Source organism: Streptomyces sp. NPDC005263 (assembly GCF_042872365.1).
Classification (GTDB): Bacteria; Actinomycetota; Actinomycetes; order Streptomycetales; family Streptomycetaceae; genus Streptomyces.
The window spans coordinates 289,430-304,022 of the sequence record NZ_JBIAKJ010000010.1; the positions used below are offsets into that span (position 1 = coordinate 289,430).

Consider the following 14,593-nt stretch of genomic DNA (forward strand, 5'->3'; position numbering starts at 1 on the left):
CGAAGGGCGCCGGGCCCCCATCCGCTGTACGCACGGCCCCGAATACGGCACGTACCGCACGCAAAAGGCGATTCTTACCCCGCTTTTGTGGAAACGACACCACCATACGATTGTTTTGTCACGTCACCCCAGGCCGTGGCCATTAAGGTGGACCTCTGCGTACGGAGATGAAGGGGGAGTAGTGGACGACGGTGACGGGACCCTCGCGGCACAGGAGCGGGGGAGGCGGTTCGGGCCGCTCGGTACGGCATTGGTGATCATCCCGACCTACAACGAGGCGGAGAACATCAAGGCGATCGTCGGCCGGGTCCGCAAGGCCGTCCCGGAGGCGCACGTGCTGGTCGCCGACGACAACAGTCCGGATGGCACGGGCAAGCTCGCCGACGAACTGGCCGCCGGTGACGACCACGTCCAGGTGCTGCACCGCAAGGGCAAGGAGGGCCTCGGCGCCGCCTATCTGGCCGGCTTCCGCTGGGGCCTGGAGAAGGGCTACGGCGTCCTGGTCGAGATGGACGCGGACGGCTCCCACCAGCCCGAGGAACTGTCCCGGCTGCTGACCGCCCTGAAGAGCGCCGACCTGGTCCTCGGCTCCCGCTGGGTACCGGGCGGCCGGGTCGTGAACTGGCCCAAGTCCCGTGAGTACATCTCCCGGGGCGGCAGCCTCTACTCCCGCATCGCCCTGGACCTGCCGCTGCGCGACATCACCGGCGGTTACCGTGCCTTCCGCCGCGAGACCCTCGAAGGTCTCGGCCTCGAAGAGGTCGCTTCCCAGGGCTACTGCTTCCAGGTCGACCTCGCCCGTCGCGCGGTCAAGGCCGGCTACCACGTCGTCGAGGTGCCCATCACGTTCGTCGAACGCGAACTCGGCGACTCGAAGATGAGCCGGGACATCCTGGTGGAGGCGCTGTGGCGGGTCACCACCTGGGGTGTGGGGGAGCGTTTCGGCAAGATAGTGGGCCGCACCAAGCCGTCGGGGTCGTAGATCCGACATCTCACAGCCGCGGTTGATCCTCCCCTTATGCCGTGCTGAGCCGGTTCCAGGCACACTGGACGCATGACGACTGGAGCTCCGACCCCCACCTACCCCACCAGGCCCCGGCGCTCCCGGCTGCGCACCTTCCTGCCGCTGGGCGTCGCCGCCTGGCTCGTGCTGGAGATCTGGCTGCTCACCGTGGTGGCCGGCGCGGCGAGCGGGTTCGCGGTCTTCCTGCTGCTGGTCGCCGGCTTCGTGCTCGGTTCGGTGGTCATCAAGCGGGCCGGCCGGCGCGCCTTCCAGAACCTGAACGAGGCGCTGCAGCGCGGCGGGGCCCCGTCGGACTCGTCGAACGGCGGCGGCAACGGCCTGATGATGCTGGGCGGGCTGCTCCTGATGCTCCCCGGCCTGATCTCGGACGCGGTGGGTCTGCTTCTGCTGCTCCCGCCGGTCCAGAGGACCGTCAGCCGCTACGCGGAGCGCACCGTCGAGCGCAAGCTCCGTGAGGCGGCCCCGGGCACCCTGTCAGGCGCGTTCCAGCAGGCCCGTATGCGCCAGCCGGACGGGAAGGTGGTCCAGGGCGAGGTCATCAGGGACGAGCCGGAAGACGCACCGCGGGACCCGCGCCCGCCGCTGACGCACTGAGCCGGTGACGGCGGGCGCATCCGGCGGGGGCGCCGCCCCTGCCGGACCTCGCCTCGGCCATCAGTATCGCGGGCACACAAAACCGCGGGCGCCGTACGTGAAAGCTCACGTACGGCGCCCGCGGTTACTTGTGTGCTGTATCCCGCTCAAGCCTTGCCGGGATTATGCCGACTTCCGGCTGTCCCTCGGATGAACAGCGATGTTCATCGCGCCGGAGCGCAGAACGGCCAGGCGCTCCTCAAGGACCTCTTCGAGTTCCTCGCGGGTGCGCCGTTCCATCAGCATGTCCCAGTGCGTACGCGCGGGCTTGGCCTTCTTTTCCTCAGGGCCATCGCCGTCGACGAGGAGTGCCTGGGCCCCGCAGACCTTGCACTCCCACTCCGGCGGAATCTCCGCCTCGACCGAGAAGGGCATCTCGAACCGGTGCCCCTTCTCACATGCGTACTCCACGGCCTGGCGCGGGGCCAGGTCGATACCGCGGTCCGTCTCGTAGCTGGTCACCACGAGGCGCGTGCCGCGAAGAGCTCGCTCACTCATGAATCGTGCCTCCCGGGCTTGTCGCCCACAGGACAGGTGTCGCTGTCGTCGTCATCCGGTCAACGTCCGGTCGGCGGTAAAGATTCCCGATCCGGGTCTCGTTCCGGGTCATGCGTCGCCGTCGTAGCCGCCCCTTGTTGTACCCACCAGCGCCCGGTTTGTCACATCTGCTAGCACATGTGACACAGCGTTCGGCATCTTTGACGCGCAGTAACGGTACGCCTGGCAGGCCAAACGCGTACACTACAGCGCTTTCCTCCGGAACGCTAAATCGTCTCCGGAACCTGATTGCCCGCGTCGCTGATCGCCCGCCGTACCGGAACCCTCGCCAGCAGCACGAACCCGATGACGAAGAAGGCCACCAGCGAGATGATCGCGTCCCGATAACTCCCGGTCACCTGGTAGGTGATCCCGAACAGCAGCGGGCCCAGCCAGCTCATGCCCCGGTCGCTCATCTCGTACGCGGAGAAGTACTCGGCCTCCTTGCCGGGCGGGACGAGGTGCGAGAACAGGGACCGGGAGAGCGCCTGGCTGCCGCCGAGCACCAGCCCGATCCCGGCGGCCAGCCCGAAGAACCACACCGGAGCGCCGGCCGGCAGGAAGTACCCGGCCGCCAGTGTCACCGTCCACGCGACCAGCGAGCCCAGGATCGTGCGCTTGGCTCCGTAGACCCGGGCCAGCCGTCCCATCCCCAGTGCGCCGGCCACCGCGAGCACCTGGACCAGCAGGACCGCCGCGATGAGGGTCGACTGTCCGAGGCCGAGTTCCTCGGAGCCGTAGACGGACGCCTGGGAGATCACGGTCTGGATGCCGTCGTTGTAGACGAGGTAGGCCAGCAGAAAGGCGAGGGTCCGTGGATGACGGCGCATGTCACGGACGGTCGCGGCGAGTTGACGGAAGCCGGGAGCCGTCGTGTCCCCGGCGCGCCGCGCGGTGGAGCGACGGTCACGCAGGCGACGCAGCGGGACGAGGGTGAAGGCGCCCCACCACAGGCCGGCCGAGGCCAGACAGACGCGGACCGCGGCGCTCTCCGAGAGGCCGAAGGACTCGTGACTCGTGTACAGGACGAGGTTCACGACCAGGACCAGCGAACCGGCCGCGTACCCGAAGGCCCAGCCCCGAGAGGAGACCGCGTCACGTTCCTCGGGCAGGGCGATCTGCGGCAGGTAGGAGTTGTACAGCATCATCGCCACGGACTGCGCCGCGTTCGCCACGATCAGCAGCACACCGCCGAGCAGATAGCGGTCGCCGTCGAGGAAGAACATGGCCGTGGTCGCCGCCGCGCCGGTGTACGCGGCGGCCGCCAGGAGGGGCTTCTTGCGTCCGGTGCGGTCGGCGGCGGCGCCCACCAGGGGCATCACCAGGACCGCCACGATCACCGACAGGGACACCGTGTACGCGAAGAAGGACCCGGCCCGCACCGGGACCCCCAGGGGGTGCACGAAGCCGTCCGGGTCCGCCGCCGACGAGGCGACCGACGTCAGATAGGGGCCCAGGAACACGGTGAGCACGCTCGTCGAGTAGACGGAGCACGCCCAGTCGTAGAAGTACCAGCCGCGCTGTTCGCGCCGCCGGCCGGCCTCGTCGACCGGTTCCGTGCGCACGGTGTCGGTGCCCACCCGCGCCCCTCGCTTCCCCGTGAACGTGTCGCGCGCGGGCGGCGGGCGGCGGCCCGGGTCAGACCCAGACGCCCCGGTCCTCCATGACCTTGCGCAGTGTGTCGATGTGATCGGTCATGATGCCATCGACTCCCAGGTCCAGGAGCCGGTGCATGCGCTCGGGTTCGTTCACCGTCCACACGTGCACCTGGAGTCCGAGCGCGTGCGCGGTACGCAGGAAACGGTGATCCACCACTGGTATGCCGGACTGCTCCTCCGGTACCTGCGCGGCGACCGCGGACCGGCGCACCACGGCCGGCAGACCCCAGGAACGCAGCCGCAGGTTGAGCACCCCACGGGTGCCGTACGACGTCGCCAGCCGCGGCCCGGCCAGCCGCTGGGCGCGGACCACGCGGGCCTCCGCGAACGAGCCGAGGCATATCCGGCCCCAGGAGTCGGTGCGTTCGATCAACTCCAGGAAGGGGAGGAGGGCGGGCTCCGCCTTGACGTCCACGTTCCAGCGCGCCTCGGGGAAGGTCTCCAGGAGTTCCTCGAACAGCGGCACCGGCTCCTGGCCCGCCACCCGCGCGTGCCGTACGTCCTCCCACGGCAGGTCGGCGATCCGGCCCGCCCCGTCCGTCACCCGGTCCAGGGTCGCGTCATGGAACGCGACGAGCCTGCCGTCCGCGGTGGCGTGGACGTCGGTCTCCAGGTAGCGGTAGCCCGCCTCGACCGCCCGCCGGAACTGCGACGTGGTGTTCTCCAGGCCGTCGGCCGCTCCGCCGCGATGGGCGAAGGCTATGGGGCCGGGGTGGTCGAGATAGGGGTGGCGTGTCCGGGTGCTCACGGTCGCAGTATTGCTCGCCGGGGTAGCCCGGTGGCAACGACCGTACTGCCGGTTTCCGAGGGGACGGCGAACACCCGCAGGAAGAGCTGGGCGAGCGGGCCGATGGACACCGCGTACAGCAGCGTGCCGACGCCGACGGTGCCGCCCAGGAGGAACCCGGTCGCCACCACCGCCACCTCCACGCCCGTCCGCATCAGCCGGATCGAACGGCCGGTGCGCCGGTGCAGACCCGTCATCAGGCCGTCCCGGGGGCCGGGCCCGAACCGGGCGGCGATGTAGAGACCGGTGGCCGCCCCGTTGAGCAGGATGCCGCAGAGGAGAAGGGGGATCCGTACCGCCAGGGTATGCGCCTCGGGGACCGCGGCGAGGGTGCCGTCCATGGCGATCCCGACCACGAAGACGTTGGAGACCGTGCCCAGCCCGGGGCGTTGGCGCAGCGGGATCCACAGGAGCAGCACCGCCGCGCCGACGATGATCGAGACCACCCCGATCGTCAGGCCGGTGAGCTCGGCCAGGCCCTGGTGCAGCACGTTCCAGGGCTCCATGCCCAGGCCCGCCCTGACGAGGAGGGCGGAACTCGCCCCGTACAGCGCGAGACCGACGTACAGCTGGATCAGTCGTCGTCCGACGCGGCCCGGGCTGTTCCTGGACAAGTGGTCCCCCTGTGGTGGTAGTGGCCTGGCTCATGACACCCTGGGGCTCGAGTGGAAATGCCATCCATGGCCAATTCGGGGAAGGTGGACTGATTTCCATGGCGCAGTGGACCTCGGCGATGGGTGCGGTGCAGCTGGCCCGGCTGCTCAACTCCCAACAGGACCGCCCGGCCGGTCCCGGCACCCGTCGCCCGCCCGCCTACCGTGCGCTCGCCGACGGCATCCGGCTGCTGGTCCTCGAAGGACGGGTGCCGGTGGCCGCCCGGCTGCCCGCCGAACGCGAACTGGCGCTGGCCCTGTCCGTCAGCCGTACGACGGTCGCCGCCGCCTACGAGGCGCTGCGCGCCGAGGGATTCCTGGAGTCCCGGCGCGGAGCCGGCAGCTGGACCGCGGTCCCGGCGGGCAACCCGCTGCCCGCCCGTGGCCTGGAACCCCTGCCGCCCGAGGCACTCGGCTCGATGATCGACCTCGGCTGCGCGGCCCTTCCCGCGCCCGAGCCGTGGCTGACCCGTGCCGTGCAGGGTGCCCTGGAGGAGCTGCCGCCGTACGCCCACACGCATGGCGACTATCCGGCCGGGCTGCCCGCGCTGCGCTCGATGATCGCCGAACGGTACACCGCGCGCGGGATCGCGACGATGCCCGAGCAGATCATGGTCACGACCGGAGCGATGGGCGCCATCGACGCGATCTGTCATCTGTTCGCGGGGCGCGGCGAGCGCATCGCCGTCGAGTCGCCGTCGTACGCCAACATCCTGCAACTGATGCGGGAGGCGGGCGCCCGGCTGATTCCCGTCGCCATGGCGGAGGGGCTGACCGGGTGGGACGTGGACCGCTGGCGGCAGGTCCTGCGGGACGCCGCGCCCCGGCTGGCGTACGTCGTCGCCGACTTCCACAACCCGACCGGGGCGCTGGCCGGCGAGGGGCAGCGGCGCCAGCTGGTGGAGGCGGCCCGGTCCGCGGGCACGGTGCTGGTCGCCGACGAGACGATGAGCGAGCTGTGGCTGGACGCGGACATCGCGGGCGCCATGCCCCCGCCGGTCTGCTCGTTCGACCCGGCCGGGTCCACGGTGATCACCGTCGGATCGGCCAGCAAGGCGTTCTGGGCGGGGATGCGGATCGGTTGGGTGCGGGCCGCGCCCGACGTCATCCGCAGCCTGGTCGCCGCTCGGGCCTACGCCGACATGGGCACGCCGGTCCTCGAGCAGCTGGCCGTGAACTGGCTGTTCAGCACGGGAGGGTGGGCGAACGCCGTGGAGGTGCGGCGCGACCAGGCGCGGGAGAACCGGGACGCGCTGGTGGCGGCGGTGCGCAGGGAGCTGCCGACGTGGGAGTTCGAGGTGCCGCAGGGCGGGCTGACGTTGTGGGTGCGGGCCGGTGGGCTGTCCGGGTCGCGGCTCGCCGAGGTGGGGGAGCGGGTGGGCGTCCGCGTGCCGTCCGGGCCTCGGTTCGGGGTCGACGGCGCCTTCGAGGGGTACGTCCGGCTGCCGTTCACGGTGGGGGGCGCGGTCGCCGAGGAAGCGGCGACGCGGCTGGCCGCGGCGGCACGGCTGGTGGAGAACGGGGGGTCCGCGGGCGGGGAGACGCCTCGTACGTTCGTCGCCTGAGCAGCGGGACTTTCGCGGACCGGCCCTACGGCGTCTGGGCGGTCTCCGCGGTCAGGGGTTCCGCCGATTCCGCCGGCGGAGTCTCCGACAGGTTCTCCTCGTCCGCCGGTGTGGTCCGCGGCGGCAGCAGCGCCAGTACCGCCTGCCGGTCCGCGTCGCTCGTCGCGTCGTCGTACGGGTCCGGGGTCGCCGGGACCTGGAGACGGTGCACGGGGCCGACGCCCAGGCGGGCGTAACCACGTCCGGGCGGGACATGGGTGACGGGGGTGGTGGTCGGGCGGACACCGAGGACCGCTTCCAGCTGGGTTCCCGTCGCCGGACCGAGGACCACGCGGGCGCGGGTGTGCTGCCGTACGGCGTCGCTGAGGGCGTCCGCGCCGTCGAACTGGTCGGCCACCACCACCGTGACGTTCGCCGCGCGGCCGTGCCGCAGAGGCACCTGGAGAAGTGACTGCGGGTCCTTGCGGCCGTCGGCGGCGGCGATGTGGGCGAACGCGCTCGGGCGGTCCAGGAGGACCCACAGCGGACGCCGGGTGTCCTCCGGAAGGGGCCGGCCCGCTTGACGCGCGTGGTTCGCGGCGATCAGGCGGCGCTCGGTCTCCGTCGTCACCCACTCCAGGCTGGCCAGCGCTCCGGCCAGCCCGCACTCGACCGCGAGGACACCGTCCCGGCCGGTGAGGCAGGCGTACTCGCCGGTGCCGCCGCCCTCGACGATCACCACGTCGCCGTACCGCAGGGCCTGCAGGGCGATCGAGCGGAGCAGGGTGGAGGTACCGCTGCCCGGCTGTCCCATGACCAGGAGGTGCGGCTCGGTGGAGCGGGGGCCGGTGCGCCAGACCACGGGGGGCACATCGCGCTGCTCCTCCCCGTAGGTGAGGGGAAGGGTGCGCTGGACCTCGGAGTGGTCGGTGATGCCGAGCACGGTCTCGCCGGGGGTGGTGACGAAGTGCTGGGCGGTGATGTGGCTGGGCAGCGGCGGCAGCACGGAGACCGAGAGCTGGTTGGCCTCCTCATCCCAGGCGAAGTGGTACTCGCGGCCGCGGCCCGACTTGGCGGCCAGCAACTGTTCGATGCGGGCCCGTGGCTCGGCCTCGCCGTCGGTGAAGTACGCCGGGTAACGGATCACGAGATGGGACGTGCGGCCCGTCTCGTCGAACTCGTAGGCGGGGAAGGCCTGCTCCCAGTCGCCGCCGTGCGCGTAGAGCGGGGCCGGGTCCTCCGGCTTCGAGAAGTAGGGGACCAGGGCCTCGTACAAGGACTGGAGCCGCTGGGCCTGCGACTCGTCGGGGCCCTCGGGCTCCGCCGGCCCGCGCTCCCGGCCCTGCCAGGCCGCCGCCGCCATCAGGGTGATGACGGCGAGCAGCGGACCGTACGGAACGAGCGCCACGACCAGGATCGCGGACGCCACCAGGAAGAGCAGCGGTCCGCGACTGTCCTTGGGGGTGCCGACCCACCTGCGCCGCCCGGCCGCTGCGAGCCGGCGCAGCCCGCGGGTGATCGTGATCAGCGGGTGCAGGACGTCGGTGGCGCTGTCGGCCGCCGTCCGGGCCAGCTCCCGGCCCCGGGCGATCTGTGCGCTGCCTGTGCTCAGGATGCGGGGGAGGGGGCGCCGGGCCACTGCTGTCTCCTGATCGTGCGTACGGACGTGGGGAGCTTCAGAACTTGATTCCGCCCAGGAGGCTCGCGAGGCTCTCGCCGCCGGCCTTGATGCTCGGCGCGATGGCGGTACTCGAGAGATAGAAGCCGAACAGGGTCGCGACCAGGGCGTGCGAGCCCTTGAGGCCGTCCTTGCGGAAGAAGAGGAAGACGACGATGCCGAGAAGGACCACGCCTGACATGGACAGGATCATTGGGGATCTCCTGGTTCGCGGGGACAGTCACCATGAGTACTTCCAGGATCACAGGATGTATCCATACGATAAAAGGTGCAACTAGGTGAATTACTACTGATTTCGCCCAGCCGGCGGAGCGGTCTTGGCCCGGTCGGGTCCCGGTGCGGCAAAGGTCCGGGTCTGCGGTGATCTTTACCTCCGGCACATCGGGTCATGTGCGGCGCGAGCCAGTACCCTGGCGATTCACCTGAACGGTTGCATGGAGAGGCGGTCCGGCCGATGAGTGAAGCCCCCGACCCCGAGGTCGTGGAGCTCGCGACCAAGGTCTTCGACCTGGCCCGGCAGGGGCCGGCCGAGGCGCTCGTGGCGTATGTGGACGCCGGGGTTCCGGCCAACCTGACCAACGACCGCGGCGACTCCCTGCTGATGCTCGCCGCCTATCACGGCCACGCCGACGCCGTACGCGCCCTGCTCGCCCGGGGAGCCGAGGCCGACCGGATCAACGACCGGGGCCAGACCCCGCTCGCCGGAGCCGTCTTCAAGGGTGAGGAAGACGTCATCAAGGCCCTTCTGGAGGGCGGCGCCGACCCGGCGTCCGGCACGCCGTCGGCCGTCGACACGGCCCGGATGTTCGGCCGGACACACCTGCTCGAACTGTTCGGCACACACTGACGCACCTGCCCTGAGCAGGGCAGACGCAGAAAACGGGGGAGGCGGTGACAGACCGCCGAAATTTCGGTCGCGGCGGATGGAACTGCCGGGTCATCATGACGTCGTGATTCACGGACGCGATGGCCGGGCAGATGACGCCGCACCGCGCGCACCGTGAAACGGTCCGCATGGGCCACCGACGAGAGGCAGAGGAAGATGGCTTACAGCAAGCAGGAAACGGCGGGCGCCCCGACGTGTTGTCACGCGGCCAGGTAATGCAGGTCCCCGGTTGCGTCGACGCTTGATGTGAGGCTGTTTCCCATGTTCGATCCGGTCATAGCGCCCAGCGGTACGCTGCTCGGCCTGCTCCAGCGGGGCCGCGGCGACGGCACACTGCACGCACTCACCGCACCGCGCGCGGAAGCGCTCGCGGCGCTGAACCACTGCGTGCTGCGCGATCCCCGCCACGACTGGCAGGTGGAGAACCGCTCCCTCTACTACGCCCGTCTCTTCCTCGACCTGAACGGCGAGCTGGACGAGATCCAGGCGCACCTCTTCGACGTCGAGGACGTACTCGACACCGAGGAGTCACGCACCGGCCTGGCCCTGGCGGTCCTCGGCCATCTCGCCTCGTACGGCAGGCGGGACGCCCTGGAACTGCTGCGCCGATACGCCGGCTCCGGCTCCAACTGGGCCTGGGCCCTGGACGAACTGGCGCTGCGCGACGACGACGCCGGGCTGCGTGCCCTCGCCGCCCCCGTCCTCGCGCGGTTCACGACCGACCCCGAGGGCGAGGCCCAGCTGGCGGCCGTCGTGCGGGACGCCTTCGAGCCGCGGCCCTGGCGGCTGTGGGCCGACGACCCGCGCGAATCGATCGCCACGCGCGTGCGGGCCGCCCACGAGACCGGTCATTTCGACCGCTGGCAACGTCAGATGCGACCCGGCGGGCCCCGTCCGGGGTGGAGCGTGCGGGCCGTCTTCGAGTGGGCCCAGCAGGGGATGGATCGCGGTGTCGCCCTCCATGTCCCCGCCGCCCGCTGTCTGGTGGCCGTCGCGGGACCCGAGGACCGGCCGGAGATCGTCCGAGCCGCCCAGGACGGTACCGACGGCGCCCGCTGCACCGCGCTGCGCTATCTCGCCGACAGCAACGATCCGGACGCCCTCGACCTGATCGAGGCAGCGGTGGCCACCGGTACCACGGCCGTCGTGGACGCCGCGGTGGACGCCTTCGAGCGCATGCGCAGTGTCGCCGCCGTCGACCGGGCGCGCGGCTGGGCCCGCCGCCCCGATCCCCTCGGCGCGGCCTCCGGCCGCGTGCTCGCCTGCCTGGGCGGGGCCCAGGACAACGAACACGTCCTCGCGGCACTCCGGGAGGCCGTACGGGGCGAAGGGCCCGACGCGCCGACCCTGTGGACCCTCGTCGACGGCACCGGGCGGCTGGGCATCGACTGCGCGGCCCCCGTCCTGCGCCACATCTACCGGGAGACCGCCTCCTCCCACCTGCGCGGCCGGGCCGCCCGTGCCCTCGCCGCCACCGACCCCTCCTTCGCCACCGGCTTCGCCGTCGAGTGCCTCTGGGACTGCGAGGAGTCCACCCGCGAGATCGCCGCCCGGCACGCCGAGACCGGTGACGCCCGGGTCGTGGAGCGATTGCGCCGGCTCGCCGCCGATCCGGCCGAGGAAGCCGAGGTCCAGACCGCCGTCCGTAGCCGCATCGGACCGGACGCGACCGCCATGTGAACGACCGGCTTCCGGGTGCGCCCGCTCCTGATCACAGTCGGCTCAGATACGACCATCGGCGAGATGTCCGGGCTCGGGCGCGCACCCCCTGGGTGAACTTCGGGTGACTCGCGGGTCAGGCGGGCGTGGACGCCGTCTGACCTGCGCGGGTGCGCAGCGCAACGCTCACGGGACGTTCCTCGTCCGGAAAGATCCACGTTGACGCGGGCACGTCCAGTACGGCGACAACACGAGTATGCGTGTCGTCATCGTGACCGAATCCTTTCCCCCCGATGTGAACGGCGTGGCCCACTGCGCGTTCCAAACCGCCCGGCACCTCGTAGATCGCGGTCACTCTCCGCTCGTCGTCGCGCCGGCCACCGCCGCCGGCACCGGGCCCGGGGTCGACGCCCTGGCGCCCTGCCCTGTCGTCCGTGTCCCCTCCCTACCGCTTCCGGGCTATCCCCAGGTCCGTGTCGCCCTCCCCAGCCGACGTGTGGCCGCGGCGATCGCCGAGCACCGTGCCGATGTCGTCCACCTGGCCAGTCCCTTCGTCCTCGGCGTCCGCGGCATGGCCGCCGCCACCCGGCTCGGCATCCCCGCCGTGGCCGTCTACCAGACCGACCTCGCCGGATACGCCCGCACCTATGTCCACGCCGGCGAGGCCGCTGCCTGGCGTCGCATCCGCTCCGTCCACTCCGCCGCCGACCTCACCCTCGCCCCCTCCAGTCCGGCCCTGCACGACCTGGAGGCGCACGGTGTGCCCCGGGTACGGCTGTGGGCGCGGGGCGTGGACACCGCCCGTTTCCGCCCCGAGCTGCGGGACGAGGCGCTGCGCCGCGAACTCGCCCCGAACGGGGAGGTGATCGTCGGCTACGTCGGCCGACTGGCCCCCGAGAAGCAGATCGAGCTGCTGTCGGGAGTGTGCGGCCTGGACGGCGTCCGGGTCGTGATCGTCGGTGACGGGCCGAGCCGCCCGAGCCTGGACCAGGCACTGCCGAACGCGGTCTTCCTGGGCCGCCGCACCGGCGACGAACTGGCCAGGATCTTCGCCTCCTTGGACGTCTTCGCGCACACCGGCCCCTTCGAGACCTTCTGCCAGACCGTGCAGGAGGCCATGGCGAGCGGCGTGCCCGTGGTCGCCCCCGCCGCCGGTGGCCCGCTGGACCTCGTCGCCCACGGAGGTACCGGGTTCCTGGTCCCACCGCGCGACGCGGCCGCCGTACGGGACGCCGTCCGGGTCCTGGCCGCCGACCCGGGCCTGCGCACGGCGTTCGGCGTCGCCGCGCGGGTGACCGTCGAGGGGCGCACCTGGGCCGCCGTCGGCGACCAGCTGATCGAGCACTATGCGAACGTGCTCGCCGCCCGGAAGACGGCGGTGGCGGCATGACGTCGTTGCGCATCGTGCGGCTGGCCAACTTCGTCGCGCCGTCCTCCGGTGGCCTGCGCACCGCGCTGCGCGAACTCGGCGCGGGCTACCAGGCCGCAGGGCACCAGCCCGTGCTGATCGTGCCGGGTGAGCGCGCGGGCGACCGCGAGACCGAGCAGGGCAGGGTGATCACCCTGCCCGGTCCGTCGCTGCCCGGCACCGGCGGCTACCGCGTCCTCACCGACCGGCGGCGGGTGTCCGCGCTCCTGGAGGAACTGGCCCCCGACCGTCTGGAGGTCTCCGACCGGACGACCCTGCGCTGGACCGGCAAGTGGGCGCGGCGCGCCCGGGTCCCGGCCGTGATGGTCTCCCACGAGACGGCCGACGGCGTGCTGCGCACCTGGGGTGTGCCGGAGCAGACGGCCCGGCGCGCCGCCGACGCCCTCAACGTCCGTACGGCCCACACCTATGCGCGCGTGGTGTGCACCACGGAGTTCGCCGAGCGGGAGTTCGTGCGGATCGGGGCGCGGAACGTCGTACGGGCGCCGCTCGGCGTCGACCTGGTGCAGCGGCACCCCGCGCTGCGTGACCCGGGCCTGCGGGACCGGCACGCGCGCGCGGACGAGGTGCTCCTGGTGACGTGCACCCGGCTGTCCGTGGAGAAGCGGCCGGGGACCGCGCTGGACGCCCTGGAAGCGCTGCTGCGGCGAGGCAGGCGGGCGGTGCTCGTGGTGGCCGGGGACGGACCGCTGCGGTCCCGGCTCGAACAGCGGGCGCGGGAACGCGGACTGCCGGTGACGTTCCTGGGGCACGTCCGCGACCGTGGTCTGCTGGGCGCCCTCCAGGCGTCCGCCGACGTCTGCCTGGCACCGGGGCCCGCCGAGACGTTCGGGCTCGCCGCCCTGGAGGCGATGGCCTGCGGCACCCCGGTGGTCGCCAGTGCCTCGTCGGCCCTGCCCGAGGTGATCGGTTCCGCCGGAGCCGTCGCGACGGACCACGGGGGCGCCTTCGCGGACGCCGTGGAGCTGCTGCTGGCCCGGCCCGTGGAGGAACGCCGGGAGGCCGCACGCGCGCGTGCGGAGTGCTTCGGGTGGGACGCGGCGGTCGCGGCCTTCCTCCGGGCGCACGACGCGGTGACCTCCGTAGGGCCCGGCGTGTCCGGGGGCGGCCCGGGCGGGCCCTTCGTGCCCGGAGGCGTGGCATGAGACCGCTGCGGTTCGTGGCGCTCGGTGACTCGCTGACCGAAGGCGTGGGCGACCCCGTCGGCGACGGGTGGCGCGGCTGGGCCGCACTGCTCGCCGACGGGCTCGCGGCGGGTCCTGGTGAGGAGCTCGCGGAGTTCGGTGAGTCCCATGAGCCCGTGCAGCCCTCGGAGTTCGGTGCGCCCGTGACGTCCTCGGCGTCCGTGGAGTTCACCAACCTGGCGGTGAGCGGTTCACAGACGCGTGACGTGCTGGAACGGCAGTTGCCCACCGGGCTCGCGCTGCGGCCCGATGTCGTCTCGGTCGTCATCGGGGTCAACGACACCCTGCGCTGCACCTTCGACATCCAGGCCGTGGCAGCGCGCCTCGACACCGTCTACTCCGCCTTCACCGAGCAGGGCGCCGTCCTGCTCACGGCCTGTCTGCCCGACCCCGGCGCGATGCTGGGGCTGCCGGGTGCCCTGGCGCGTCCACTGGCGCGGCGGCAGCGGGCCGTCAACGCCGTGGTGCACGCGCTGTCCGAGCGGCACGGGGCCGTGCACCTGCACGCCTGTGAGGGCGCGTGGCTCACCGACCGCGCGATGTGGAGCGCGGACCGGCTGCACCCCGGCGAGCGGGGTCACCGGCAACTGGCGGTGCGGTTCCACGCGTTGTTGACGGAGCGGGGCCTGGCGACGGGCGTCGCGCCCTCGGCCGAGCCCGAGTTCCCGGTGCCCACCAGGTCGGCGAGCATGTGGTGGCTGGCCACCGCGGGCACCGGCTGGGTGGCCCGGCGGTGCACCGACCTGCTGCCGCAGCTCCTGACGCTCGCCGTCGACGAGATGCGGCACCGCGCGCGGGGGACGAGCGCCCGGCTCGATCTGCGGGCTTCGGCGGCCGTGTCCGCGGCACTCACCGCGGTAGGAGATCGTTGAACGATTCCTCCATACTCATGTTGTCTCGTTCTGGTGGCTGCGGTTGAAT

The 14,593-nt window shown here is 72.0% G+C and carries 14 protein-coding genes; 8 read left to right on the forward strand and 6 right to left on the reverse strand.

What is annotated here, in order from left to right:
• Nucleotides 1-181: 181 nt before the first annotated feature.
• Both ACFYRY_RS36050 and fxsA read left to right on the forward strand, forming a co-directional pair.
• Nucleotides 182-982, forward strand: a complete 801-nt coding sequence (locus ACFYRY_RS36050) for a polyprenol monophosphomannose synthase (RefSeq protein ID WP_389155506.1) — start codon at nt 182-184, stop codon at nt 980-982.
• A gap of 72 nt (nt 983-1,054) precedes the next feature.
• Entirely contained in the window at nt 1,055-1,618 is a 564-nt protein-coding gene (gene fxsA / locus ACFYRY_RS36055) for an FxsA family membrane protein (protein ID WP_389155509.1), read from the forward strand.
• 162 nt (nt 1,619-1,780) lie between these two features.
• On the opposite strand, the gene ACFYRY_RS36060 is transcribed toward fxsA, so the two are convergent.
• From ACFYRY_RS36060 to ACFYRY_RS36075, 4 genes are all read right to left on the reverse strand, one after another.
• The gene (locus ACFYRY_RS36060; protein ID WP_003977404.1) at nt 1,781-2,155 is read right to left on the reverse strand and encodes an RNA polymerase-binding protein RbpA; all 375 of its coding nucleotides are present in this window, start codon (nt 2,153-2,155) and stop codon (nt 1,781-1,783) included.
• 266 nt (nt 2,156-2,421) lie between these two features.
• Entirely contained in the window at nt 2,422-3,774 is a 1,353-nt protein-coding gene (locus ACFYRY_RS36065; RefSeq protein WP_389155512.1) for an MFS transporter, read from the reverse strand.
• A gap of 58 nt (nt 3,775-3,832) precedes the next feature.
• Nucleotides 3,833-4,600 carry a glycerophosphodiester phosphodiesterase gene (locus ACFYRY_RS36070; protein ID WP_389155515.1) on the reverse strand — a complete coding sequence of 256 codons (768 nt, stop codon included), beginning with the start codon at nt 4,598-4,600 and terminating at the stop codon, nt 3,833-3,835.
• On the reverse strand, nt 4,597-5,253 hold the full coding sequence (locus ACFYRY_RS36075) for a YitT family protein (RefSeq protein WP_389155518.1): 657 nt from the start codon (nt 5,251-5,253) through the stop codon (nt 4,597-4,599). Before ACFYRY_RS36075 ends, ACFYRY_RS36070 begins: the two co-directional genes overlap by 4 nt.
• Before the next feature lie 98 nt (nt 5,254-5,351).
• Here ACFYRY_RS36075 and ACFYRY_RS36080 point away from each other — a divergent pair, with 98 nt between their 5' ends.
• Entirely contained in the window at nt 5,352-6,857 is a 1,506-nt protein-coding gene (locus ACFYRY_RS36080; protein ID WP_389155521.1) for a PLP-dependent aminotransferase family protein, read from the forward strand.
• Nucleotides 6,858-6,882: 25 nt separating this feature from the next.
• Here ACFYRY_RS36080 and ACFYRY_RS36085 read toward each other — a convergent pair whose 3' ends face one another.
• Nucleotides 6,883-8,475, reverse strand: coding sequence for a hypothetical protein (locus ACFYRY_RS36085; protein WP_389155524.1), 1,593 nt, complete (start codon nt 8,473-8,475; stop codon nt 6,883-6,885).
• 37 nt (nt 8,476-8,512) lie between these two features.
• Nucleotides 8,513-8,707 carry a hypothetical protein gene (locus ACFYRY_RS36090; protein ID WP_389155527.1) on the reverse strand — a complete coding sequence of 65 codons (195 nt, stop codon included), beginning with the start codon at nt 8,705-8,707 and terminating at the stop codon, nt 8,513-8,515.
• A gap of 261 nt (nt 8,708-8,968) precedes the next feature.
• On the opposite strand from ACFYRY_RS36090, the gene ACFYRY_RS36095 reads away from it, so the two are divergent.
• From ACFYRY_RS36095 to ACFYRY_RS36115, 5 genes are all read left to right on the forward strand, one after another.
• Complete coding sequence (locus tag ACFYRY_RS36095) at nt 8,969-9,361, forward strand: ankyrin repeat domain-containing protein (RefSeq protein WP_389155530.1); 393 nt, start codon at nt 8,969-8,971, stop codon at nt 9,359-9,361.
• Between the two features lie 300 nt (nt 9,362-9,661).
• Nucleotides 9,662-11,080 carry a HEAT repeat domain-containing protein gene (locus ACFYRY_RS36100; protein ID WP_389155533.1) on the forward strand — a complete coding sequence of 473 codons (1,419 nt, stop codon included), beginning with the start codon at nt 9,662-9,664 and terminating at the stop codon, nt 11,078-11,080.
• Between the two features lie 235 nt (nt 11,081-11,315).
• Nucleotides 11,316-12,449, forward strand: a complete 1,134-nt coding sequence (locus ACFYRY_RS36105; RefSeq protein WP_389155536.1) for a glycosyltransferase family 4 protein — start codon at nt 11,316-11,318, stop codon at nt 12,447-12,449.
• Nucleotides 12,446-13,633 carry a glycosyltransferase gene (locus tag ACFYRY_RS36110; protein WP_389155539.1) on the forward strand — a complete coding sequence of 396 codons (1,188 nt, stop codon included), beginning with the start codon at nt 12,446-12,448 and terminating at the stop codon, nt 13,631-13,633. The genes ACFYRY_RS36105 and ACFYRY_RS36110 overlap by 4 nt, the downstream gene beginning before the upstream one ends.
• The gene (locus ACFYRY_RS36115; RefSeq protein WP_389155542.1) at nt 13,630-14,544 is read left to right on the forward strand and encodes an SGNH/GDSL hydrolase family protein; all 915 of its coding nucleotides are present in this window, start codon (nt 13,630-13,632) and stop codon (nt 14,542-14,544) included. Before ACFYRY_RS36110 ends, ACFYRY_RS36115 begins: the two co-directional genes overlap by 4 nt.
• The last annotated feature ends 49 nt before the right edge of the window (nt 14,545-14,593 follow it).